Below are 24,170 nucleotides of genomic sequence, written 5' to 3' on the forward strand. Positions count from 1 at the left end.
CGCACCACGCCCACGCCTGCCACATATTTTAAAGATGTAGAGGTGATTTTAACACCCACAGGCCACCTACCCTCTGGCATTGCCGCAGGCTATTGCGTAAACCCAACGGGCCATGAGCGACCGTACAGAAGATTTTGACTTTCACCTGCCCGAAACTCTAATTGCGCAGGAACCCGCCCGCCCCCGTGAAAGCGCACGCCTTCTGGACGTGCCATTGCACGGCCCCTTTATAGACCGCCATGTGTCAGACCTACCCAGCCTGTTACAGCCCCAAGACCTGTTGGTCGCTAACGACACAGCCGTTATACGGGCGCAATTACAGGCCATGCGTGGCGAGGCCCATATTGGTATTACCCTAGACCGTATCTTACCCGATACATCGTGGCATGTGCTGCTGCGTAACGCCAAACGGGTACGCGTGGGCGATGTCTTAACCTTTGCCAACACCCCCCACACCGCAACCGTTACCGCACGGGAAGAAGGCGGTGGTGGCGTTTTACGTTTTTCAGCAGAAGGTGAGGCATTTGATGCCTTTTTGCGTCACGTAGGGGCGCTGGCCCTGCCCCCCTACATTCACCGCCCCCACGGCCCCACGGCGCAAGATGCACTCGATTACGCCACTATTTTTGCCGAGCATAAGGGTGCGGTAGCAGCCCCCACAGCAGGCCTGCATTTTACTCCGGCCTTGCTCAACGCCATAGATGACACAGGCGCAAGCCGCTGCACCCTAACCCTACACGTTGGCGCAGGTACGTTTTTACCTGTGCGGGATAACGATATTTCAAAACACCATATGCATGCAGAGGGCGGCATAATAACACCCGAAACGGCAGAGCGTATTAACGCCGTACGTAAAGCCGGGGGCCGCATTATTGCCGTGGGCACCACCAGCCTGCGCTTGCTTGAAAGCGCGGCTGACGCGCATGGTGTAGTGCACCCCTTTAATGCCGAAACCTCTATTTTCATTAGGCCCGGCTACCGCTTTCGCGCGGTGGATATGCTCATGACCAACTTCCACCTACCGCGCTCAACCCTGTTTATGCTGGTAAGCGCCTTTGCCGGGCAGGACAGAATGCGCCTTGCCTACGAGCACGCCGTACAAACCGGCTACCGCTTTTATTCCTATGGAGATGCCTGCCTGCTGCGCTGCGCCCATAGTATCCATACCCCCAAGCCCGAAACCGGAGTGCCGTCATGAGCCGTTTTCACTGGACCTGCGAAAGCACAGACGGCGCAGCCCGTGCTGGTATGCTCCATACCTCCCATGGCCCCGTTGCCACCCCCACTTTTATGCCCGTGGGTACAGTTGGCACCGTTAAAGCCATGACCATGGATGCCGTGCGCTCAACAGGGGCGGGTATTGTTTTGGGCAACACCTACCACCTTATGTTGCGCCCCGGCGCAGAGCGCGTGCAGCAACTCGGCGGCCTGCATAAATTTATGGACTGGTCTGGCCCTATTTTAACAGACTCAGGGGGTTTTCAGGTTATGTCTCTTGGGGCGTTGCGTAAGCTCGACCAAGACGGCGTTACCTTTAAGTCGCACATAGATGGCTCAACCCACCGCTTAACGCCTGAAAGCTCGACAGACATTCAGCATAAGCTCGATGCCACAATTACCATGTGCTTTGATGAATGCCCGGCTCTGCCCGCTGCGCCAGAAGCCATTGCGGCTTCCATGCGCCTCTCCATGCGTTGGGCCGCCCGCTCGCGCGAGGCCTTTATACCGCGCGCAGGCTACGGCCAATTTGGTATTGTGCAAGGTGGCACAGAAACAGACCTGCGGGCAGAAAGTGTAAAAGCCCTGACCGATATCGGGTTTGAAGGCTACGCCATTGGTGGCCTTGCGGTGGGTGAAGGGCAGGAACTCATGTTCTCAACCCTAGATACCACCGTGCCCCTTATGCCCACTAACGCCCCGCGCTACCTTATGGGCGTTGGCACCCCAGACGACCTTTTGGGCAGTGTTATGCGCGGTGTCGATATGTTTGACTGCGTAATGCCCACCCGCGCAGGCCGCACAGCCCGCGCTTATACAGAGCGCGGTACGCTTAACCTGCGCAACGCCCGGCACGCAAACGATGCACGCCCCATTTCCCCCCACTGCGACTGCTTGGCCTGCACACGCCATAGCCGTGCTTATTTGCACCACCTCTTTCGCGCCAACGAAATTCTTGGCCCTATGCTGCTTACATGGCACAATATTGCCTATTACCAGCGCCTCATGCGCCAAATACGCGCTGCCATTCTTGAAGGGCAGCTCGAAGCCCTCGCAACGCGCCTACGTGCCGAATGGGCGGCTGAAGACTGGACTGAGGACGAAATGCCTCAACCCCACATACCCCCCGTGGCCTAAAAAACGGGGGTAACACCCCTAAGCCTGTGGTGTGTGGCGCATTTGATTTGTTTAGCGTAAAGGCCTGCCCCCTCCGTGACCCAAGCCCCAGCGCCTGCCCTGCAAAACTTAGCAGACAACATACGCAATAAGGCCTTAGCGCTTGGGTTTGACGCCATTGGCTTTTGCCCAGCCCACCTTGGGCCAGAAGTGCGCGCCCGCTTGGCCGATTTTTTAGCAAAAGGCTACCACGGTGAAATGGGGTGGCTGGCAGAGCGCAGCGCACAACGTACCCACCCACAAGCCCTATGGCCAGAGGCCCAAAGCGTTATTGCGCTTGGCGTTTCTTACGCGCCAGAAGGTGATGCTCTGGCTACTTTAAAGCGGCCAGAATGCGGCAATATTTCTGTCTATGCGCGCCACCGAGACTACCACGACCTTATTAAAGGCATGCTCAAACACCTTGCCCAATATGTGGTGAAAGAGGGCCAAGCGGCCCTAGCCAAACATGGCAATGCTGCCCCACCACAGGTAAAAGTGTTTGTCGATACGGCCCCCGTGGCAGAAAAACCGCTTGCCGCCCAAGCAGGTTTGGGCTGGCAGGGTAAACACACCAACCTTGTCTCTCGCACGCATGGTAGTTGGTTATTTCTGGGCGAAATTTATACAACGCTAGCCCTGCCTACCACGCCCCCGTCTGGCGGGCAGTGTGGGAGTTGTACGCGCTGCCTAACCGCCTGCCCTACGCAGGCTTTTCCGGCTCCCTACACTCTAAATGCTCAACGCTGCATTTCTTACCTGACCATAGAGCACGCAGGCCCCATACCGCACGACCTACGCCCCGCCATAGGCACCCATATTTATGGCTGCGACGACTGCTTGGCCGTGTGCCCCTGGAACCGCTTTGCCAAAACATCGCGCCACGCCAAGCTTCAACCCCGACCAGACCTGCTGGCACCAGAACTTGCCCACCTTGTGCAGCTAGATGATACCGCGTTTAGGCAGCTTTTCTCTGGCTCGCCCATTAAACGTATTGGGCGTAACCGCTTTATTCGGAATGTTCTGACAGCCATTGGCAATAGTGGTAAAAAAGACCTGTTGGCATATGCCGCAGCCCTGCGCCAAGACCCAGACCCCATTGTGGCAGAAGCCGCCACTTGGGCCGTTACCTGTTTGGAAAGCTTACCACCATGAGTGCCCACCTGCGTAAACGCAGCCTTATTCTCTCTGGCCACGACACCAGCGTTGCGCTTGAAAATGAGTTCTGGCAGGTGCTTGAGCACTGCGCTGCCCAAAAAAAACAACCACTACCCGCACTTGTTGCCAGTATTGATGCCGCCCGCACACCAAGCCAGTCTCTGGCCTCTGCCTTGCGGGTGTTTGCACTTAAAAGCCTACAAAACCAGCCATAACGCTCATTTTTACGGGGTGGGCAGCCGTTTTATGCCAGCCCTGCCTTATGGTTGCCTTCTCCTGCAGGGTAAATGCTTGTTATGGTGGCACGTAACGGTGTGTGGTGCGTTCTGTGCGCTGTGCGTAAACAAGGTTAAAGACAAACAGTATGGCTATTTGGGGTAAAGTTTTTGGTGGTGTAGCCGGGTTTGCCATGGGCGGCCCGGTTGGGGCTGCTTTAGGTGCGGCGTTAGGGCACGCAGCCGATAAAGGTACCCTTTTAAACCCACCCACCGGCGGCTGGAGCGACCGCTTTGCCGCCCGCACAAACCCAGACCCCAGCGGTGCAGCAACCTTTATGGCGGCCAAACTGGCTGCCGCCATGGGCAAAAAAGAACAGCTTTACGGGCTAAGCAGCGTTATTTTGTGCGCCAAGCTGGCCAAGTGCGACGCCCCGGTAAACCGCAAAGAAATAGATGCGTTTAAATTGCGCTTTCGGGTACCAGACGAGAATATGCGCGAGCTTGGGCGCTTGTTTGACATGGCCCGCCAACGCACAGATGACTTTGAGGCCTTTGCCCGCGAACTTGGCCATGCCTACGCCACCGAAAAACAACCGCTAGAAGACCTGCTGGGCATATTATTTGCCATTGCCCGTGCAGACTTGGCCAAGGGGGAACCCCTTACCAAAGAAGAAACCCGCTTTTTACACCGTGTGCACGCCCTCTTTGGCCTGAGCAAAGGCGCGTGGGAGCGGGCCGAGCAAGGCCGCGCCCGCCCCAGCATGGTAGAAGATGACGCCTACACCATTATGGGTATCGAGTCGTCTGCCACCAACGATGAAATCCGGGCGCACTGGAAAGTGCTGGTACGGCAATATCACCCCGACGTGATGACAGCCCGCCAAGCCTCCCCCGCCGAAATTGCAGAGGCTGAGGCTAAAATTTCGCGAATCAACGCCGCGTGGGATCTGATCAAGCGCGAACGGGGTTTATAAGCGCACCACCCACACAACAGCCAGCCTGTAGCGTGTGCACTTAATATAGCTTGTACGCCGCACTACCCTGCGACATTCGCGCAACAGATGTGTAAAAATTTTTAAGCGTAAGAGAACTCAAAGGCCCCTAAGGCGCTTCTTTTCCTTAACCCTGCCTGCCGTGCAGAGAAGCCCTGCATTGCGTAGTGCCGTTCTCGTGGTAGACAGTGCGGCAGGATAGCGCCTAGCCATACCGGTTGGGATGTTACTCAAGGATACGTGACAGGGTGAAGGTGAAGGCGGCAATGAATTCTGGACGGAACGGCAAACGAATTCGCCCTCGTGGTCAGGCACATAACGCTCAGGCCATTCAAGGCACTTCGGCTTCTCGCCGCTTTTCGCCACGCCGCGCTGGTCTGGTGCTGTCTGTGCTTGCACTTGCTGGGTGCAGCAGCATTGAAGCCCCTGTTCCCAAAGACCCAGACGCCCTTGAAGACTACAAGCAAGCCAACGACCGCTACGAGCCATTGAACCGCAAGGTCTATAACCTGACCATGAAGTTCGACAAATGGGCGCTCCGGCCAGTGGCCAAAGCGTATGTGTGGGCTGTACCGCACCCGGTGCGTAACTCCTTGGGCAACATGATTACCACCATGAACGAACCATCTGTGTTCTTTAACGACGTAGGCGCAGGCCGCCCACGCCGTGCGGGTGATGCATTTGCCCGGTGGTGCATTAACATGTCTGTGGGTATTGGCGGGTTAATCGATGTCGCCAAAATGGCGGGCTTCCCGCACCACGATAACGATGCAGGCCTAACCATGGCCAACTGGGGCGTGCCCTCTGGCCCGTACCTGTTCTTACCCATGGGGCCATCATCCTTCCGTGATGGTATCGGTTACGGTATTGATCAGGGGCTCTCACCCTGGAACTATGTACCGCGTGGCTATGGGCTTATCAGCTTTAACTGGGCCTATAACATGATGGGGGTTGTGCACGGCCGCTCAGAACATCTGGACGACCTAGACGCCTTACAGCGTGACGCGCTTGACCCCTACGCAACCATTCGCAGTGCCTATCAGCAGCAGCGTAAAGCGCAGGCTGAAGCCATCAAGAACGACCACCGCGCCACCGTGCCGCTGTGGTATCATGTCAAGAATAGACAACAAGGGTAGCACCGACATGAAATTTTTCTCTGGCCGCCGCTTTATTCTCGGCTCTCTGGCACTTTTGTGTGCAGCTAACCTGACAGCTTTGCCAGCACGCGCAGCACACAACACACGCCAGTTTATTGAAAATTTCGGCAACAAACTTGTCGCTATTGTAAACAGCCCCATTCCACTTTCTGAAAAGAAAGAGCAGGTGCTGCCGCTTATCCAGCAAAATGTCGATATTGATGCCATTGGCCGTTACTGCCTGGGCCGCTACTGGAAAGTAGCCACACCCGAACAGCAAAAAGAATATATCGGCCTGTTTCACCAAGTGCTGGTAAACGCCATTACCGATAAACTAGGTGACTACCGTGGCGTAAGCTTTACCATTGGCAACGTAACCAAATCTGGCGACGACGAATCTGTTGATGCCACCCTGGTACGCCCACAGCAGCCCCCAGCAACCATGCAGTGGATTATTAGCAACGCAAGCGGTACCGACAAAGTGGTAGACGTTGTAGGCGAAGGGGCAAGCCTGCGCCTGACACAGCGCCAAGACTATTCCTCTTACATTGCGCGTAACGGCGGTAACGTGGGTGCGCTTATTAACGCCCTAAAACGCCAGATTGCCCACCACACACCAGACGCTCACTAATCGGGCCACACTTCCTGCCCAACACGCTTTGCCTGCCGCCACACCATCGTGCGGTAGGCTAAAGCTGGTTAAGACAGAAGTGTTTAGCCGCCCCGATTTTGGGCCTTAAACTGGTTACAAAAGCACTCTTTAGGGAGTGCTTTTTTTATGGGCTGTCCATAAATTATGGTGTGCGTACACTTTCATAAACCAGCATGGTTTGGCCGTTACGCATAAACTGCTCGCATTCATGCATACCAATGCCTTTCAGAATACTCCGCGATGCCTGATTGCTCTCTTTAGCAACAGCAATCACGCGCTCAATACCGGCATTATGGGTAAAACTGAGGGCCGCATTGGCGGCCTCTCTGGCAATACCGCGCCCGCTGGCCCACGGGTACAGGGCAAAACGCAACCCAAAACCACGCCCATCTGGCCGGTCGTGTATGCCGGTCATGCCTACAAATTTACCGTGTTCGTGAATGGTAAAAATGCCAACACGGTGGCAGGCCCAAAAGGCTATATCATCAGCCATTTCTTTTTCAGCCTGCTGGCGCGTGCATACCCCGCCCAGCATTTGCCCAAAAGCACCGCCATCTGCTTTAAGGCGTGCCATATCGTCCATGTCGCGCCATGTAACAGGCCGTAAAACAAGACGCCCCGTACACACTGTCCGGGCATCAGCCATGAGCAGCCCCTTTACACACACAAGACCAAATACACAAAACCCTGCCTTTTAAAAAGGCAGGGCCAAGGTTAGGGCAGCATCTTATGCAAAAGCCAGATGGATGCCACACCAAGCACCCACCTAATGCTATTTAGCGGGCAATAGGCCGGTAGCGAATGCGGCCCGGCTCTGTGGCATCTGCCCCAAGGCGGCGGCGCTTATCTTCTTCATAAGCCTGGAAATTACCTTCAAACCACTCAACGTGGGAATCACCTTCAAACGCCAGAATGTGCGTTGCCAAACGGTCAAGGAACCAACGGTCATGGGTAATAACCACAGCACAACCAGGGAACTCAGCCAAGGCTTCCTCAAGTGCGCGCAGGGTATCTACGTCTAGGTCGTTGGTAGGTTCGTCAAGCAGCAGCACGTTGCTTTCTTGGCGTAGCATTTTAGCCAAGTGTACGCGGTTACGCTCACCACCAGACAAAATGCCAACTTTTTTCTGTTGGTCTGAGCCTTTAAAGTTAAAAGCACCCACATAAGCGCGTGAAGCAACTGAGCGTTTACCCAAGTAGATCACGTCCGTACCGCCAGAAATTTCTTCCCAGACGGTTTTGTCCGGATCGAGATCATCACGGGACTGGTCAACATAGCCCAGCTTAACCGTTTCACCTATTTTCAGTTCGCCAGAATCGGGTTTTTCTGCACCCACAATCATTTTGAACAGAGTCGATTTACCAGCACCGTTGGGGCCAATAACCCCAACAATGCCACCAGGCGGCAGCTTAAAGCTCAGGTCATCAATCAAGAGGCGGTCACCAAAGCCCTTAAAGACATGGTCGGCCTCAATAACCGTGCCACCAAGGCGGGGGCCGGGAGCAATAACGATATCAGCCACGCCATTCTGCTTTTCAGCACTTTTGGCCAGCATTTCTTCATACCGTGCAATACGAGACTTGCTTTTAGCCTGACGCGCTTTGGGGCTGGAGCCAATCCATTCCTGCTCGGCGGCAAGGGCGCGCTGGCGTGCACTTTCTTCTTTCTCTTCCTGAGCCAAGCGTTTGCGCTTCTGCTCCAGCCAAGAAGAATAGTTGCCCTCAAACGGAATACCGCGGCCACGCTCGATTTCCAGAATCCAGTTGGTCACGTTGTCCAGGAAGTAACGGTCATGGGTAATAACCATGACAGTGCCTTGATAGTCGTGCAGCGTTTTTTCGAGCCAAGCAACACTTTCTGCGTCCAGATGGTTGGTTGGTTCGTCAAGCAGCAAAATGTCTGGTTTTTCAATCAACAGGCGGCACAAGGCCACACGGCGGCGCTCACCACCAGACAGTTTATCAACGGGGCTATCTGCCGGAGGGCAACGTAGAGCGTCAAGCGCAATTTCAAGTTTGCGGTCAAGCTCCCAGCCGTCACCGGCATCAATTTTTTCCTGCAATTCAGCCTGTTCGGCCAGCAGGGCGTTCATTTCTGCATCTTCCATGGGCTCGGCAAAGCGCATGGAAATTTCGTTAAAACGGTCAACGGCTTTTTTCAGGTCGCCAAAGCCAAGTGCTACGTTTTCGCCAACTGTCAGTTTAGGGTCTAGTTGGGGTTCCTGCTCAAGGTAGCCAACTTTAACGCCTTCAGCGGCCCATGCTTCCCCACCGTATTCTTTATCAATCCCGGCCATAATTTTAAGCAAGGTAGATTTACCGGCGCCGTTAACACCGAGAACACCAATTTTTACGCCCGGTAGGAAGGAGAGCGTAATGCCTTTAAAAACTTCGCGCCCACCCGGATAAGACTTGGTCAGATCCTTCATCACATAGACGTATTGATAAGATGCCATGAGATGACCCCCGCAAATGGAATGGTGGCGCGCCATATAAGGACGTAAAAAGAAAAACCTGCGCCCGGCAGGACTTGAACCCGCAACCTAGCCGTTATGAGCGGCCCGCTCTAACCAATTGAGCTACAGGCGCACACAGGTGGGTCTCTGATTTACGCAACCTGACGCATTTGGCAAGGGTTGAGTGCATGAAAACACACAAAAAACCTTCCAGCCTTCTGACTTGGCAAGTTGCATTGCGCCAGATAGGGTCGGCCATCCGTATTTTTAGTGCTGGAGTAGCGTTATGGACGTGTCAAAAATTTCACCCGGTAAAGACGTGCCTTTCGACATTAACGTCGTGATCGAAATCCCGCAGGGTTCTTCCGTAAAATACGAAGTAGACAAAGACAGCGGCGCTATTTTTGTTGACCGTTTTTTGTTTACCCCTATGGCCTACCCCACCGCTTACGGCTTTATTCCCGGCACCCTTGCCGCCGATGGCGACCCCACAGACGCACTGGTTTTAACACCCTCTAACGTTGTGCCCGGCTCTGTTATCCGCTCACGCCCGATTGGCGTGCTGAAAATGGAAGACGAATCCGGTCAGGACGAAAAAATTATTTGCGTCCCGCACGACAAGATCCACCCGCAGTTCAGCAAAGTGGAAAGCATTTCTGACCTGCCAGAAATTACCGTTAAAGCCATTGAGCACTTCTTTACCCGCTACAAAGACCTTGAACCCGGCAAATGGGTAAAAGTAACCGGCTGGGGCAGCCGTGAAGAAGCAGCTGACTTTATCCGCCAAGGTGTAGAAGCCGCTAAAAAGAGCTAACCAGCCCACCATGCGCCCCTACTTTTTGTAAGGGTTAGGCGCATACACCCCAAAAGCCGGAGCCGGTGCAACGCACCCTCCGGCTTTTTTGTGCCCCTAACGCACCCAATCTCACACCATAAGTGCGAAATGTTCTCTCAAAAAGAGATATTATCGAAGCGACAAAACGCAGTCACAGTTGCCTTCTCTTGGGTATGAAGGAGCCTGCACACTGCCATGACACACGACAGCCAAACCGCAGCCCCTTTGCGCCAACCCGTGCTGTTTATACCCCATGGTGGTGGCCCCTGCTTTTTTATGGACTGGCCCAAAACATGGGACAACATGGCCGCTTACCTGCGTGGTATCAGCCAAACATTACCCCAAAAACCAGATGCCATTTTAATTGTCTCTGGCCATTGGGAAACGCCTACCCCCACACTCACCGCCGCTAGCAACCCGCCCCTCATTTATGACTATCATGGCTTTCCGCCCCACACCTACCACCTGCAATACCCTGCACCGGGCGCCCCAGCTTTAGCGGCAGCCATAGCCCAACGGCTGACAGATGCAGGCATAACCGCCACAACAGACCCCACCCGCGGCTGGGACCATGGGGTGTTTATTCCCCTCATGGTCGCCTTTGAAAAAGCCGATATTCCGGTTATCGAACTCTCTTTGCAGGAAAAACTCGACCCGGCATTTCATATTCGCATGGGCCAAGCGCTTACCCCCCTGCGTGATGAGAATGTGCTCATTATCGGCGCGGGTATGAGCTACCACAATTTGCGCCACTTTATGGCAGACACGCCTGACGCCGCGTACGAGGCTGAACGCTTTGACACATGGCTGGCACATGCCGCTTGCCTGCCAGAGCAAGAACGTAACGCAGCCCTAACGCAGTGGCACACTGCCCCCACTGCCCGCTTTTGCCACCCCAGAGAAGAGCACCTGCTACCCCTTATGGTAGTGGCCGGGGCCGCAGGCCCAGACCAAGGCCACCGCACTTACAGCGAGGCCGTTATGGGCAAAGCCTTATCTGGCTTCACATTTGGTTTTCCGTTTGGGCAAGGCACGTAACCCGCACGCCCAAACACGCTTGCTCTGTAACAGGGCAGCCACGCTTTTGTTTTGCACCTAAATACAGGAGGTTTTCATGTTTAAAGCAGCTTTTACCGCCACCTTAGCTACACTCAGCCTTACCGCTGCCGTTTGCACGGCTGCCCATGCTACACCGTTTAAAGACGCACAAAGCGGCACGTATGCACTAGAGCCAACGCACACACAGGTTGTTTTCTCTTTGCTGCATTTTGGCTTTACCCCGTATTATGGCCTGTTTTCAGACGCCAGCGGCACCCTCAAGCTAGACACCGCACACCCTGCCACCTCTAGCCTAAACGTTACCATACCCGTTAGCAGCGTGCAGACCACCAGCGGCAAACTCACAGACGAGCTAAAAAGCGCAGACTGGTTTGACGCAGCCCATTACCCCACGGCCACCTTTGTTTCGTCTAAAGTAGAGCCAGATGGTAAAGGGGGCGCAACCATTACCGGCAGCTTTACCCTGCACGGTATTACCAAGCCGCTTACCTTACACGCCCAGTATGTTGGGTCTGGCACCAACCCAATGGATAAAGCCTATACGGTAGGCTTTAAAGCCACAGGCACCCTAAAACGCAGCGACTATGATGTTAAAAAATACGTCCCACTTGTGGGAGACGACGTAACCTTAACCCTATCTGGTGCTTTTGAAAAACAACCCTAAGCCCCTGCTCTGCTAAAGCAGCTTGCCTATAGCGTTGCCTGCAAAACCTCACCCCTTACAGGGTGGGGTTTTGTTTTATGTGCACAAAGGCGGGAGCTGCTTTTACAGCACACAAAACCCCTAACCCGCTGCCACGGAAGAAAAAAACACTAAACTGCATTTTTTTTCATAAAGCCGGTTGCCAAACAAAAAAATCCCGTTATAAGACGCGACATACCAACGCACATCACTCTCTGATGAGCGTCTGGACTGCGGGTGTAGCTCAGTTGGTTAGAGCGCCGGCCTGTCACGCCGGAGGTCGCGGGTTCGAGCCCCGTCACTCGCGCCACTTTCTCTCACAATCAAAAATTTTGGTTTTTTAGAGAAAGGGCGCGGCCCCTTGGGGGCTTCTTTTTCCCTACACTCTTTACGCACCTTACCTTATGCAGCCCGCGCACGGCCTGCTGTGTTAAGGTGACACCGTAAACCCTAAAAAAATGACCCGGAAACACCGTCCGGGCCATAGACTTTACTGCTCTTTGTAGGCTGCTTTTATGCATCACCCAAAGCAGCAGCACCTTGTAGGGCAACGGCAACAGCATGCACGGTCGCGGCAATACGCACGGCAGTTTGCACGGCTTCTGCGCCCAAGGCTTCACGCACAATTTTTTCGTGGCTGGTTACACACAGGTCGCAGCCATTAATGGCAGATACCGCCAAAGACCACAGTTCAAAATCGGCTTTATCAACGCCGGGGCGGCCAATAACGCTCATACGGAGCTGGGCAGGCATTTTGCCGTAATCGCCACCGGCCATATGCACAAAGCGGTAGTAAATGTTGTTCATGCCCATAATGGCAGCAGCAGCTTTGGCAGCCCCCAAGGCTTCTGGTGTCAGCTTATCAGCAAATTCAGCAACAATCGCTTTGGTAACGTCATCATTGCGAGACGCAATGGCAGACGCCACAAACGTACCAGCAAGCTGCTGCGGCGTGAGTGTTACGTCATTCACAAGAGAGCCAATGTTAAGACGCAGGTCTTTTGCATAATCGGGAAGACGGTCTTTCAGGGCATCAATGGACATCTGATAATCCTTACGAAAAAAAGGGAACAGAAAAACACCACAGGGTTTGCACCTGCGCCACACGCGCCACCTTACTGACCAAGGCGGGTATTCTTTTATGCAGGAAAGTTAAGCCACCAGTATGCTGGCCCAACACGCCACATGGTGTGGCAGAGCACAAAGCATTCAAGGGGCTTTGCGTAACAGCGGGAGCGTGCCCTAACAGGCACCCTCTGCAAGTGGTTTAACCCCACTTGCAAAAAGCGGTACCGGGCAGGGCACCACAAGCAAGCTGCTTGGTATCCGGCCCAGTACATCAACCAGAGTAAGGATCAGACTTTAATAAAGTCGTCGCCCTGTTTCCAGTTGCATGGGCACAGCTCGTCGCTCTGCAGGCCATCGAGAATACGCACGATTTCCTGTGGGTTACGGCCAACAGACAGGTCGTTAACAGACACATGGCGAATAATGCCCTGTGGGTCGACAACGAATGTTGCACGCAGGGCTACACCTGCGTCTTTTGCCATAACGCCAGTGCCTTCGGTCAGCTCGCGCTTGATGTCTGCCAGCATCGGAATCTGAAGGCCTTTGAGGTCTTCATGGTGCAGGCGCCAGTTCAGGTGCACGAATTCGCTGTCGATAGACACGCCGTAAACAACGGCATCACGGTCTGCAAAGTCTTTTGCCAGTTTGCCAAAAGCCACAATTTCTGTGGGGCAAACAAACGTGAAGTCTTTTGGCCAGAAGAAAACAATTTTCCACTTACCAGCGTCAGACTTATCAGAAATCTGCACGAACTCACCTTTCAGGCCTTCCGGGCCGCCCGGAACAGCAGTGAGGTCAAAGCTTGGAAATTTATCGCCAACTGTCAGCATGAATTTAACTCCTTCATGGTGGGTTCACACCGCAACCGCACATCTGTGTTGTTGCTTACGGTAAGTATGTATGGCGCGGCATAACCATTTATGCCAATGAATATTTTATATCAAAACCATCGAAATGATCGATTGTGAGAAAAAGGGAAATCTCACACCTCGTTCTAACTCAAGACGCAGCCTACCAGCCCTGCTTTATTTTGAGGTCTGACCATGCTCCCCCTGCCCTCTGCCCAGCAACTCCGCTACCTTATTGCCCTGTCCGAACTGCGCCATTTTGGGCGGGCTGCCGCAGCATGTGCTGTTACGCAGTCCACTCTTTCTGCAGGCATTATGGCGCTTGAACGCCAGCTCGACGCCCAATTGCTTGACCGCACGGTGGGCAAAAAGGTGGTATTTACCCCCTTAGGGCATGAAATTGCCGCTAAAGGCAGGCACGCGCTTGAAGCCCTAGAGGCTGTGCCACAACTGGCAGCAGCCGCCCGTACACCCCTAACAGGGCCGCTCAGACTCGGGGTTATTCCTACCATCGGGCCATTTTTGGTGGCACCGTTGGTTAAAACCATTCGCACGCGCTTTCCCCAAATCACGCTGTCCATCACGGAAGATACCACCGAGCATTTGCTGGAAAAACTAGCGCTGGGGCGGCTCGATATTTTGGTGCTGGCCATGCCCTGCTTGTGCGACGGCACAGAGACCATACCCCTATGGCGCGACCCCTTTCAGGTTATCATGCCAGAAGGCCACCCGCTGGCCAGCCTGTCGCACGTGCCCGTAGAGCGGCTGGAAGACCAACGTATGATTATGATGGAAGACGGCCACTGCCTACGCGAGCAAACATTGGCAGTCTGCCGTCAAGGCCGTGGGTGGGACAGCGCTGAAGATGAAGGAGACTCCACCTTCACCGCCACATCGCTCCACACCATGGCAGACATGGTTGAGCTTGGCCTTGGCATAGGGGTTGTGCCCGCGCTGGCAACAGAAGGTGGGCTTTTGCAAAACCACAAGGTTATTATGCGCCCCCTCTCAGGCGGACCGGTCTGGCGCACAATTGGCCTAGCATGGCGGCCACGCTCCCCCCGCGCAGCAGACTTCCATACACTGGCCACAGCCTTTAGCGCTCTTGCCCCCCATAAGGAGCATACAGCCCTAACGCCAGAGTAAACCTGATGAGAAAAAAGCACACTCAAGACCCGAAAACGGCACAAAACCAAAAGAAAATAGTGCGCGTGGGGTTGAAAACATTGACTCCGATAACCCGGCCCGGTATGTGCGCTCACAACTTGTTTCAGTTCAATTAAGCATCGGCGGAGAAAAACGGGCCATGAAAATCAGAAACAGCCTGAAATCGGCCAAGGTGCGCGATAAAGATTGCCGTGTCGTACGGCGTCGCGGCCGGGTTTACGTTATCAACAAAAAGAACCCCCGCATGAAAGCTCGTCAGGGCTAATCTATGCCTTACCCGGCCCACTCCGGCTGGTTAAAGACGCATGACATGTGCGCAACCCGTTTTTCCGCTTGCCGGAGAAACGGGTTTTTGCGTTTAAAAGCCCCCTTACGCTTTTACGCTCAGGCAATATGCGGGGCTTTAGTGCTTGGTGTAAGCGTTTGTAGCGCTGCTGCGCTATGCACTGTGGCGCAGGCGGCCCCGGTAGTTTCCAGCACGACTCCTCCGCCCCCAATACCTGCCGCAGCACAGCCTATCCCTGCAACACCGCCCACAGGGGCGCAACAACAGCGCCCCCCTAACGGCACAGCAGTACCAAGTGCCGCAACGGGTGCTCCCACAGCAAGCACGCTCACCCCTAAACCCTTACGCGCAGAAGAACAGATAGCCCAACTGGCAGACCAACTGGCCCACGCCAAAACGCCAGAAGAAGCCCACAGGCTTGAGGGCATGCTAGAGACCTTACGGGCAGCCAACCTTACACCTACCACGCACCTTCTCCTGCGGCGGGCAGAAAAAGACGTTGCCAACAACAAGCCAGACAACGCGGTAGACGCAATGGCCGATGCCTTGGCCCTACAGCCCGACAAAGCCATTTTATGGCGCTCCAGCGCCCAGATGCGCCTTGTAGCCGGAGACCTGAACGGTGCCGTTAAAGACCTAGGCTCCGCCCTACAGCGCGACCCCAAAGACAGCCAAAGCTGGTCTTTACTGGCCACAGTAGAAGAACACCGTAACGACAGCCCCGCCGCCTTAAAAGCGTGGCAAAAGGTGCTTGAGCTTAACCCTATGGCCGATAAAAACCATAAACGACTCGATGCCCTACACATCAAAGCCTTTGGCCAGCCCACGTAACGGCTCATTTCTAAAAATATGAAAAAGCTGCTCTAAAGGCTTTCTATAGGCGGCTGAGCAGGCGCTTTGTTATCAAAGCCGCTCTTTCTGGGCCACAATTGTGCAGCCTGTCAGCCAGAAACCACCGCATCCAAACACAACAATGCTGCTGGCCGGTAAGGGTGCAGCTAAGCATTGCCCTATGCCTGCATACTGCTTCGCACGTCCGTCAGGCTTGCCGGTTTTCAATCAGGCTTTTGCGTATTTTGCGACCGCGCTCAATGCGGTCAACAATGTAATCTTCATCACCCCACCTGATAGCGCGTGCCATAGCCTGTGCATCTTCCATAAAGCGCGCCAGCATTTCCAGCAGGGCTTCTCGGTTTAGCAAGAAAATATCACGCCACATAATGGGGTCAGAAGCCGCAATACGCGTAAAGTCTCTAAAGCCAGAGGCTGCAAAGTCCAGCACCTCAGAGCGGGTTTCGTCTGCCAAATCATCGGCAGTGCCGCAAATGGTAAAGGCCAGTAGGTGCGGTAAGTGGCTTACAATGGCGCACACCCGGTCATGGTGGGCGGGTGTCATATCACGCAAGCGGGCGCCACAACGCTCCCACAGGGTGCGTATGGCTTCTACCGCGGCACTTGGTGTGCCCTCTAATGGCGTGAGCAGGCACCAGCGGTCTTCAAACAAAGTAGCAAACCCGGCATCGGGGCCAGAAAACTCCGTTCCGGCCATAGGGTGTGCAGGCACATAGGGTACGTCTGGCCGTAAAAAGGGCTTAATGGCCTCAATAACCGACACCTTGGTCGACCCAACTTCTGTTAAAATAGCGCCGGGTTTCATGGCGGGTATCACGCTGGCCGCAACAGGCCCCATGGCCCCCACAGGCACACACAGCATCACGCAATCTGCTTTTGCAGCGGCTTGTGCGGCGTCTTCCATAACCTCGTCAGCAATGCCAAGTTCTGCCACGCGGGCACACACTGCGGGGTCAATATCAACCGCTATGACGTGGCGTGCCAAACCCCCACGCTCTTTTGCGCGGCGTAAGACAGACGACCCAATAAGGCCCGGCCCAACAACAACCAATGTGTCAAACACTGGGGGTAAAGCCGCATTCTCTGTTACAGCAGGTACGGGGGTAGCAGGGGTCACGGCGGGTTATTCTTTCACAACTGAAGGGGCTGGCGTGTAAGGCCCTTCTGGCGCGTTAACAGGCCCCTTTTGCTCGGCAGTGCGTAAGCCGCGCATTTCCATAAACTGCCACAACAACAGTACCGGAATACCAATAGCCAACTCACGCCCACGGCGCAGCAGCGAAAGCCCCAAAGACACAGACGAGTCGATACCAAAAGCATGGCCTAGGGCAATATAGGCCCCTTCTTGCACGCCAAGGCTACCAGGCACCAAAAACCCTAAAGACATAACCGCACAAGTTACCCCTTCAACCGCAATAGCATTGGGGAAGGTCAGGTGCGCTCCCAAAAAGCCTGCGGTTAACCACAACATGCACGCACTACCCAACCACCCCAGCAGATGGTAGGCGGCAGAGCCACAAATACGGAGCGGGTGGCTCCAAACAGCCTCCATACGCTCTTGCAGGTTATCGGCCCCGCTCAGCAGGTTTTCGTGCCATTGCGCGGCAAGGCTACTGGTAAATTTCTTACCTAGTTTGCGAAATAAATTGCCACCATGGCGCTGTGTCCAAATAAACCCGGCTGTGCCAAACATTAAAAACACGGCACCAATAATAACCGGCACAACAAAGGGGCTATTACGCTGGTGGGCCACCAAAAAGGCCACACCAAGCAGCACAAAGGCAGTTTGGCCCATAACCTCGGTGGTAATATCAACCAAATTAGCGGCAGTAGCTTCTGGCAGGTCAACTTGCCTAGAGGCACGAGTATGCAGGCCATGCCCGGAGCATGTGGCCCTTATACCAATAACAATGCCCCCAAGCTGCGAAAACGGCAGGCATGTTGCCGCAGCATCACGCACCATGCGGGCACCGAGCAGGCGTAAATAATGAATTTGCGGTACAGCCGCGTGCCAAGCCAGCCCCAGCACGCCGTTTACCACCAACTGGCAGCATACCATAAGAAGGAAGCCGCCTAGACCAATACGCATGACAGCATGCACAACAGAGCCAAAGCCGCTCCATGCCATGGCTGCAGTAATGGCCACCAGGCCAAGCAAAGTTAGGAAAAAAGTGAGTTTCTTCAATGACTAAGCTCTGTCTACCCGAGTTAGCCCCCTAAGCACCTGTGTCCCTTAGTAAAGGGTCGTACACAGGGGGGTGTGTTTTTACGAGTTCGATCACTTACACTAGCACGGGGTCTGGCGCCACCTCAGGCAGCAGGATAAAGAAACAGACCAGACGTTCGGGCTTCTTTCGCCCTATCATTCATACCCCTACGGGAGCGCACTTTACTATGACCGCCCATACACTTGTAACTGGTGCTACAGGTTTTGTAGGCTCTGCCGTGGCCCGCACACTCTTGGAACGCGGCCATACGCTGAGGCTCATGGTGCGCGAAGGCAGTGACCGCCGCAACATTGCCGATATTCCCGCTGAGTTGGTAGAAGGCGACCTGTCCCGCCCAGAAACCTTTGCCCGCGCTGTTGAAGGTTGCCGTTATGTGTTTCATGTGGCGGCAGATTACCGCCTATGGGTGCCAGACCCCGCCCCCATGATGACCGCCAACGTAGAAGGCACGCGCCTGCTTATGCTGGCCGCCCAAAAAGCAGGGGTTGAGCGTATTGTCTATTGCTCATCTGTTGCAGCACTGGGCCTTATTGGTGATGGCAGCGTGTCTGATGAAGCAACCCCCGTGCAAGAACACGGCGTTATTGGCATTTACAAACGTTCTAAATACCGTGCCGAGCAAGAAGTGCTGCGGTTAGTGAAAGAACAGGGGCTACCCGCGGTTATTGTTAACCCCTCTACCCCCGTTGGCCCGCGCGATATTAAACCCACCCCCACCGGGCAGATGATTCTGGACTGCGCCGCAGGCCGTATGCCTGCGTATGTTGATACCGGGGTTAACATTGTGCACGTTGATGACGTAGCAGAAGGCCACGCTCTCGCCCTTGAACGCGGCACCATTGGTGAGAAATACATTTTGGGTGGCGAAAACTACCTCCTGCGCGACCTGTTTGCCATGGTGTCCGAAATTGCACATGTGCCGCCGCCGCGCATAAGCCTGCCGCAAGGCGTTATCTGGCCGGTTGCTGTGGCGTCTGAATGGCTTTCACGCTCTTTTGGCTTTTCGCCCCGTGTCACGCGTGAAATGCTGGCTATGTCACGCAAGAAAATGTTTTTCTCATCAGACAAAGCCATAAAAGAACTTGGCTATAACCCGCGCCCAGCCCGCAAAGCGGTAGAAGACGCCATTACCTGGTTCCGCAATAACGGTATGCTAAAATAAAATTACGGAGAAGTGTCCCATGCTGTTAGGGCTGGCCATTTTTTCTGCCCTTATCTGGGTTGGACTTATCTTTTTTCACGGCAAATTCTGGCAGGGCGGCCCTATTCTGCGCCCTGCACCGCCTACCCCCAACGTGGCCGATATTGCACCAGAGGTCACGGTTGTTATTCCCGCCCGTGATGAGGCAGAAGCGATTGAAACCGCCCTCTCCTCTCTCCTCACACAAGATTACCCCGGCAAGCTGTCGCTTATATTAGTCAACGACCGCAGCGAAGATGAAACCGGCGCCTTGGCCCGGGCCTTGCCAGACCCCCTTAACCGCCTAACCGTACTAGACGGCGCAGACCCCGCGCCGGGTTGGAGTGGTAAACTCTGGGCGGTTTCTCAAGGCGTTGCAGAAGCCAACCGCCAAAGCCCCGCACAAAATGGATATGTACTGCTAACCGATGCCGATATTGTGCATGCCCCAGCCCATATCTCCACCCTTGTCGCCAAAGCCCAGACCGATGCCCTGCATATGGTCTCTGAAATGGTGGAACTTCAATGCGAAAGCCTCGCTGAGCGCGCGCTGGTGCCAGCTTTTGTGTTCTTTTTTGCCCTGCTTTACCCCTTTGCCAAGGTCAATAACCCAGCCAGCCGCACGGCCGGTGCCGCAGGCGGCACCATTTTACTGCGGCGCGACACATTGGCAGAAATTGGCGGCATAGAAGCCTTACGCGGTGCGTTAATTGATGACTGCACACTAGCCACGTGCGTTAAGCAAGCGGGCGGGCGGCTCTATCTTGGGCATTCCTGCCTCGCTAAATCCATACGCCCCTACCCCAACGCCCAAGATGTATGGAACATGATTGCCCGCACAGCCTATGTGCAGTTGCATTTTTCACCCATTTTGTTGGTTTTAACCGTTATAGCCATGGGGGTTGTTTGGGTTATGCCCAGCCTTTTGGCGGTTTTTGGGCATGGGCCAGCACGTTGGGTGGGGCTTGTAACATGGGCTGTCTCTGTGGCCTCTTTTTTACCAACCCTGCGCCGTTTTCGGCTCTCGCCACTATGGGCGTTAACACTCCCGTTTGTCGCAGTTTTCTATACAGCCGCCACCATTGGTTCTGCCATAAACCACTACCGTGGGCGTGGTGTCGTCTGGAAAAACCGTGCCTACCGTGAGGCCATACCCAATGCTGGCAGGGTTGATGTGCAGGCAGACCAAGAGCCGCACCACCAAAAAACACAGTCCAACTAAAACACCCAGCCCACCGAACAAAAGGGAGCCAAAATGGCTCCCTTTTTTAGCGAAACACCGTGCTGCTTGCCTTAGTGCGTTAGGTCGTGCAGTACGGCTTCGGCAGCGGCTTTTTTTACGGCTTCAATGCCTTTTTCGCGCCCGGCTTCACTCTCATACTGCTCACTAGTGCCAATCACCTCACCATTGCGGGCTTTTAGGTTAAAAAACGCCTTGCCAGCGTGGCTGGTCTTACGCTCAAAGCGGGCATCTTCTGGGGCATTGTGCCGCACAGATTCAATACCATGCTCGGCGCTGGCTTTTTGCTTGTAGCCTTCGCTGGCCAGAATAATTTCGCCATTGGCGGCTTTCAAACGAAAGCGGAACTCACCTGCTTTATCTTTGAATACTTCGAATTTTGCAGCCATTTTACGAGAATCCCTGCGTTGTTTACCAATACAGAACCAGTTAACACCGCAATAGTGTCAGAAATCAGTTAAAGAAGACACTATAAATTCTTACCATATATCAGCCCACTAACGGCAGGAGTAGGCAGCAGCCAGAAGAGGGTGTAAAGGAAGCGGTCAAATGACCGCCCACACCACATAGAGTTAGGCATGACTGAAACAGTATCTGTATGGGGCAAAGCCGACGCCTCCTCCGGGAAAGGCGCTTCGGACGAAAACTTTCCGGTTGGCTCGTTTTTACTCAGCAAAGAGTTGCGCCCGCACGTTCATGCCTATTATGCGTATGCCCGCACGGTTGATGACATTGCAGACAGCGAAACCCTAAGCCCAGAAGACAAACTGGCGCGCCTTAACGCCATGGAAGAAGTCTTGCTGGGCACGCGCGAGCCCATTAACCGGCCAGACGCCATGAGTGCCGCCACACTACGCACCAGCCTGCAGCAAACCGGCGTACCGTTTGAAACCGCAACAGACCTGTTAGTCGCCTTTCGCGACGACTCTCGCGGGACAGACTACAAAAACTGGCAAGACCTGCTGCATTACTGCAAATATTCAGCCAACCCTGTGGGCCGTTTTCTCATAGACCTGCACAAAGAAACCTCAGCATCTTACGCAGCGTCTGACGCGCTCTGTACGTCTTTGCAAGTGCTCAACCACTTGCAAGACTGCCAAAAAGACCTGCGCATACTTAAACGCTGCTACCTGCCAACAGACATGCTTAAACTGGCTGGCGCTTCAGAATCTGATCTGGAAGATGGCCGTACCCCCCCGCGCCTGCGCCGCGTGTTTAATAACCTGCTTGATGCGGTAGATGACCTGAACAAGCAGGCCACAACGCTGCCCGCTTACATGAAAAGCCGCCGTTTTCGTATGGAATGCGCAGCCATTGTAGAACTGGCCCACCGCCTAACCCTACGCCTTAGGCGGCAAGACCCCCTAGCTGGGCGTGTAGCATTAACCAAAACAGATGCCACGCATGCAGCCCTTGCGGCCCTGCGCGTATGGTCTTGAGGTTTCCCCCCGCGGCAACTTCTGTAAAAAAGACCCAACTTTGATAGACAATAAACCAACAGGTGGAAAACGCGTGACAGCTGAAGACATCCAGACGCATGACAAGCCAACCCCGCTTGGGTGCGACCCGGCCGATCTGGCATGGGTTGAAAGCACTGTAAAACAGGCCGGTACGTCCTTTGCGGCTGGCATGCGTATTCTGCCCCCCATGCGCCGCTACGGCATGTATGCCATTTATGCGTTTTGCCGCGTAGTCGATGATATTGCCGATGGCTCAGCCCCCATGCCAGAACGCAAAGCAGCGCTTGAGACATGGCACACCCGCATTGCCGCCTTGTACGAAGGCGAAGCCCAAGACCCGCTAGAGCGCGTGCTGCTGGCAACTATCCGCTTCTTCTCCCTCCGTCAGGCAGATTTTGATGCCGTGATTGACGGCATGATTATGGATGCCGAAAACACCATTGTTGCCCCAGACGAAAAAACGCTGGATCTATACTGCGACCGCGTAGCCTCTGCTGTAGGCCGCCTGTCTGTGCGTATTTTTGGAGATAGCTCAGACGAGGCCGACAAAGTGGCCCTGCACCTTGGCCGTGCATTGCAGCTTACCAATATTCTGCGCGACATTGCAGAAGATGCCGCCCGTGGCCGCCTCTACCTCCCATCAGACCTGCTTAACCGCTTTAACGTACCCCTAGACCCCGTTAAGGCGCTGTCTGCACCGGGGCTGGAAGATGTCGCCCGCATTCTGGCGGCCCGTGCGCAAGACCATTTCCGTAAGGCGTTTGCCACCATGCGCAACTGCCAGCCCAAAGCCATGCTGCCTGCCCGTATTATGGGGGCTAGTTACGAGGCTATTCTGGTTGCGTTGCGTAAAAGAGGGTGGGCAAACAACGTCTTGCTGGCACGCCCACAGACCTCTACCGCCACTAAACTCCTCTGGCTTGCAGCCTCTTACCTTCCATAACTTTGAGTAAAGGGTAACCGAGTCTATGGCAGGCACTCTGCATATTATTGGCGGCGGTATGGCTGGGCTTGCCGCCGCGGTTGAGGCCGCTGGCTGTGGCAAGCGCGTTATCGTGCACGAAGCAGGCCGCGCCTGCGGCGGGCGCGCCCGCTCTTACGAAGACCGCCAATTAGGCTGCCGTATTGATAACGGCAACCACATGCTGCTGTCTGCCAACAAAACCGTTTTTAGGTATCTGGCCTTTACCGGCGGCACAGACACCCTAACCGGCCCCGGTGCACCGCTTTTCCCCTTTGTTGATTTAGCCGAAGATGCCCGCTGGACGCTCGACCTCTCGCGCGGCAAGGTGCCTTGGTGGGTCTTCCAACCGCACAAGCGTGTGCCAGATATGCGGGTTGTTGAACTCCGCAGCCTGCAAAACCTCATTAAAGCCAAAGGGGATACAACGGTTGCAGAGTGCCTGCTACCCGGTGCCCTCACCCGCCGCCTGCTTGAACCTTTAGCTATTTCTGCCCTTAATACCGCGTGTGAAACCGGTAGTGCGGCCCTGCTAGGTGCCGTTGTGCGCGAATCTCTCTCGCAGGGCGGTAACGCCTGTATTCCGTGGTACGCAAAAGAAGGGCTATCCGAATCTCTGGTAGACCCTGCATTAAAGCACCTTGGCTTTATGCAAGTTGACGTACGCACCCAAAGCCGTATTGCCGGGCTAGATATTGAGCGTGGCCGCGTAACGGCCCTCCATACCCCAGAAGGCCCACTGCCCCTAAGCGCAGATGACGCCATTATTCTGGCAGTACCCGCCCCCGTGGCCAGCAGCCTTTTGGCAGGCCGTGTGCCCGGCTTTAGCGCACCAGATGAGTTTGAGAGCATTCTCAACCTGCACTTCCGCTTAAACGAGGCCCCACAGCCTTTGGGCAGCTTTGCCCAAAGCGGCTTTATTGGGTTGGTTGGCAGCATTGCAGAATGGGTCTTTCTCAGAGACGATATTCTGTCTGTTACAGTCAGTGCCGCCAACCGCTTTGCCGCGCAAGACCCAGACATATTAGCCCGCACCATCTGGCACGATGTACGCCGTGCCTGTGACCCGGTGCTCAAAACCGCCCTGCCCGCCACCCCCGCACACCAACGTGTGGTATGGGAAAAACGGGCAACATTTGCTGCCACACCGGCACAAAACCGCCTACGCCCCGGCCCTGCCACCGCACTCGTTAACCTTGCTTTGGCAGGAGACTGGACGGCAACCGGTTTGCCCGCCACACTCGAAGGGGCCATGCGCTCCGGTGTGCAGGCTGTTTATACCCTTGGGCTACGCCGCCCAACCTAATACCCTGGCCAGA

The 24,170-nt window shown here is 54.9% G+C and carries 25 protein-coding genes and 2 tRNA genes; 19 read left to right on the forward strand and 8 right to left on the reverse strand.

Translation table 11 applies throughout. The features are described from left to right. The first annotated feature begins 112 nt into the window (after positions 1–112). The 7 genes from queA (at position 113) to Abor_RS01330 (ending at position 6,508) form a co-directional block, all read left to right on the forward strand. Positions 113–1,198, forward strand: coding sequence for a tRNA preQ1(34) S-adenosylmethionine ribosyltransferase-isomerase QueA (queA, locus tag Abor_RS01300; RefSeq protein WP_048840033.1), 1,086 nt, complete (start codon positions 113–115; stop codon positions 1,196–1,198). Continuing rightward, positions 1,195–2,355, forward strand: a complete 1,161-nt coding sequence (gene tgt / locus Abor_RS01305) for a tRNA guanosine(34) transglycosylase Tgt (RefSeq protein ID WP_048840034.1) — start codon at positions 1,195–1,197, stop codon at positions 2,353–2,355. Before queA ends, tgt begins: the two co-directional genes overlap by 4 nt. 75 nt (positions 2,356–2,430) lie before the next feature. After that, complete coding sequence (gene queG / locus Abor_RS01310; protein WP_048840035.1) at positions 2,431–3,528, forward strand: tRNA epoxyqueuosine(34) reductase QueG; 1,098 nt, start codon at positions 2,431–2,433, stop codon at positions 3,526–3,528. Beyond that, entirely contained in the window at positions 3,525–3,746 is a 222-nt protein-coding gene (locus Abor_RS01315; RefSeq protein WP_048840036.1) for a ribbon-helix-helix domain-containing protein, read from the forward strand. Before queG ends, Abor_RS01315 begins: the two co-directional genes overlap by 4 nt. A 149-nt stretch (positions 3,747–3,895) precedes the next feature. After that, positions 3,896–4,723, forward strand: a complete 828-nt coding sequence (locus Abor_RS01320; protein ID WP_048840037.1) for a TerB family tellurite resistance protein — start codon at positions 3,896–3,898, stop codon at positions 4,721–4,723. 284 nt (positions 4,724–5,007) lie between these two features. After that, positions 5,008–5,877 (forward strand): MlaA family lipoprotein, encoded by an 870-nt coding sequence (locus Abor_RS01325; protein WP_084594311.1) that lies wholly within the window; start codon positions 5,008–5,010, stop codon positions 5,875–5,877. 7 nt (positions 5,878–5,884) lie between these two features. Beyond that, positions 5,885–6,508 (forward strand): MlaC/ttg2D family ABC transporter substrate-binding protein, encoded by a 624-nt coding sequence (locus tag Abor_RS01330; RefSeq protein ID WP_048840038.1) that lies wholly within the window; start codon positions 5,885–5,887, stop codon positions 6,506–6,508. A gap of 163 nt (positions 6,509–6,671) precedes the next feature. On the opposite strand, the gene Abor_RS01335 is transcribed toward Abor_RS01330, so the two are convergent. The 3 genes from Abor_RS01335 to Abor_RS01345 form a co-directional block, all read right to left on the reverse strand. Next, positions 6,672–7,175, reverse strand: coding sequence for a GNAT family N-acetyltransferase (locus tag Abor_RS01335; protein ID WP_048840039.1), 504 nt, complete (start codon positions 7,173–7,175; stop codon positions 6,672–6,674). 130 nt (positions 7,176–7,305) lie between these two features. Further along, a complete protein-coding gene (ettA, locus tag Abor_RS01340) occupies positions 7,306–8,985 on the reverse strand; it encodes an energy-dependent translational throttle protein EttA (RefSeq protein ID WP_048840093.1) in 1,680 nt (559 codons plus the stop codon). A 59-nt stretch (positions 8,986–9,044) separates the two neighbouring features. Next, positions 9,045–9,118 (reverse strand) — tRNA-Ile (locus Abor_RS01345). 153 nt (positions 9,119–9,271) lie between these two features. Between Abor_RS01345 and ppa the strand changes: the two genes are divergently transcribed. The 4 genes from ppa to Abor_RS01365 all read left to right on the forward strand — a co-directional run bounded on the left by ppa (position 9,272) and on the right by Abor_RS01365 (position 11,871). Beyond that, positions 9,272–9,799 carry an inorganic diphosphatase gene (gene ppa, locus Abor_RS01350; RefSeq protein WP_048840040.1) on the forward strand — a complete coding sequence of 176 codons (528 nt, stop codon included), beginning with the start codon at positions 9,272–9,274 and terminating at the stop codon, positions 9,797–9,799. Between the two features lie 216 nt (positions 9,800–10,015). Continuing rightward, on the forward strand, positions 10,016–10,858 hold the full coding sequence (locus Abor_RS01355; protein ID WP_048840041.1) for a DODA-type extradiol aromatic ring-opening family dioxygenase: 843 nt from the start codon (positions 10,016–10,018) through the stop codon (positions 10,856–10,858). Positions 10,859–10,934: 76 nt separating this feature from the next. Next, positions 10,935–11,543, forward strand: coding sequence for a YceI family protein (locus Abor_RS01360; RefSeq protein ID WP_048840042.1), 609 nt, complete (start codon positions 10,935–10,937; stop codon positions 11,541–11,543). A 251-nt stretch (positions 11,544–11,794) separates the two neighbouring features. After that, positions 11,795–11,871, forward strand: a tRNA-Asp gene (locus Abor_RS01365). Positions 11,872–12,074: 203 nt separating this feature from the next. Here Abor_RS01365 and Abor_RS01370 read toward each other — a convergent pair. After that, a complete protein-coding gene (locus Abor_RS01370) occupies positions 12,075–12,605 on the reverse strand; it encodes an alkylhydroperoxidase, AhpD family (protein ID WP_048840043.1) in 531 nt (176 codons plus the stop codon). Positions 12,606–12,916: 311 nt separating this feature from the next. Beyond that, the gene (locus tag Abor_RS01375) at positions 12,917–13,459 is read right to left on the reverse strand and encodes a peroxiredoxin (protein WP_048840044.1); all 543 of its coding nucleotides are present in this window, start codon (positions 13,457–13,459) and stop codon (positions 12,917–12,919) included. A 213-nt stretch (positions 13,460–13,672) separates the two neighbouring features. Here Abor_RS01375 and Abor_RS01380 point away from each other — a divergent pair, with 213 nt between their 5' ends. The 3 genes from Abor_RS01380 to Abor_RS01390 all read left to right on the forward strand — a co-directional run bounded on the left by Abor_RS01380 (position 13,673) and on the right by Abor_RS01390 (position 15,761). Further along, positions 13,673–14,623: a hydrogen peroxide-inducible genes activator gene (locus Abor_RS01380; RefSeq protein WP_048840045.1), complete on the forward strand. Its 951-nt coding sequence runs from the start codon at positions 13,673–13,675 to the stop codon at positions 14,621–14,623. A gap of 160 nt (positions 14,624–14,783) precedes the next feature. After that, entirely contained in the window at positions 14,784–14,909 is a 126-nt protein-coding gene (gene ykgO / locus Abor_RS01385) for a type B 50S ribosomal protein L36 (RefSeq protein ID WP_003625637.1), read from the forward strand. Positions 14,910–14,912: 3 nt separating this feature from the next. Next, positions 14,913–15,761, forward strand: a complete 849-nt coding sequence (locus tag Abor_RS01390) for a tetratricopeptide repeat protein (protein ID WP_048840046.1) — start codon at positions 14,913–14,915, stop codon at positions 15,759–15,761. Positions 15,762–15,969: 208 nt separating this feature from the next. Here the strand turns inward: Abor_RS01390 and Abor_RS01395 are convergent, their stop codons facing one another. Both Abor_RS01395 and Abor_RS01400 read right to left on the reverse strand, forming a co-directional pair. Continuing rightward, positions 15,970–16,899, reverse strand: a complete 930-nt coding sequence (locus Abor_RS01395; protein ID WP_048840047.1) for a prephenate dehydrogenase/arogenate dehydrogenase family protein — start codon at positions 16,897–16,899, stop codon at positions 15,970–15,972. A 6-nt stretch (positions 16,900–16,905) separates the two neighbouring features. Next, on the reverse strand, positions 16,906–17,967 hold the full coding sequence (locus Abor_RS01400) for a lysylphosphatidylglycerol synthase domain-containing protein (RefSeq protein WP_048840048.1): 1,062 nt from the start codon (positions 17,965–17,967) through the stop codon (positions 16,906–16,908). A gap of 209 nt (positions 17,968–18,176) precedes the next feature. On the opposite strand from Abor_RS01400, the gene hpnA reads away from it, so the two are divergent. Both hpnA and Abor_RS01410 read left to right on the forward strand, forming a co-directional pair. After that, positions 18,177–19,172 carry a hopanoid-associated sugar epimerase gene (gene hpnA, locus Abor_RS01405; RefSeq protein WP_048840049.1) on the forward strand — a complete coding sequence of 332 codons (996 nt, stop codon included), beginning with the start codon at positions 18,177–18,179 and terminating at the stop codon, positions 19,170–19,172. A 19-nt stretch (positions 19,173–19,191) separates the two neighbouring features. Next, positions 19,192–20,412, forward strand: coding sequence for a glycosyltransferase (locus Abor_RS01410; protein ID WP_048840050.1), 1,221 nt, complete (start codon positions 19,192–19,194; stop codon positions 20,410–20,412). 71 nt (positions 20,413–20,483) lie between these two features. Here Abor_RS01410 and Abor_RS01415 read toward each other — a convergent pair whose 3' ends face one another. Next, positions 20,484–20,819 carry a YegP family protein gene (locus Abor_RS01415; RefSeq protein ID WP_048840051.1) on the reverse strand — a complete coding sequence of 112 codons (336 nt, stop codon included), beginning with the start codon at positions 20,817–20,819 and terminating at the stop codon, positions 20,484–20,486. A gap of 189 nt (positions 20,820–21,008) precedes the next feature. Here Abor_RS01415 and hpnC point away from each other — a divergent pair, with 189 nt between their 5' ends. From hpnC to hpnE, 3 genes are all read left to right on the forward strand, one after another. Further along, on the forward strand, positions 21,009–21,869 hold the full coding sequence (gene hpnC / locus Abor_RS01420) for a squalene synthase HpnC (protein WP_048840052.1): 861 nt from the start codon (positions 21,009–21,011) through the stop codon (positions 21,867–21,869). Between the two features lie 73 nt (positions 21,870–21,942). Continuing rightward, positions 21,943–22,833, forward strand: coding sequence for a presqualene diphosphate synthase HpnD (gene hpnD / locus Abor_RS01425; protein WP_048840094.1), 891 nt, complete (start codon positions 21,943–21,945; stop codon positions 22,831–22,833). Positions 22,834–22,858: 25 nt separating this feature from the next. Continuing rightward, positions 22,859–24,157 carry a hydroxysqualene dehydroxylase HpnE gene (hpnE, locus tag Abor_RS01430; protein ID WP_048840053.1) on the forward strand — a complete coding sequence of 433 codons (1,299 nt, stop codon included), beginning with the start codon at positions 22,859–22,861 and terminating at the stop codon, positions 24,155–24,157. The last annotated feature ends 13 nt before the right edge of the window (positions 24,158–24,170 follow it).

The sequence above is a fragment of the Acetobacter orientalis genome (genome assembly GCF_000963965.1).
Lineage (GTDB): Bacteria > Pseudomonadota > Alphaproteobacteria > Acetobacterales > Acetobacteraceae > Acetobacter > Acetobacter orientalis.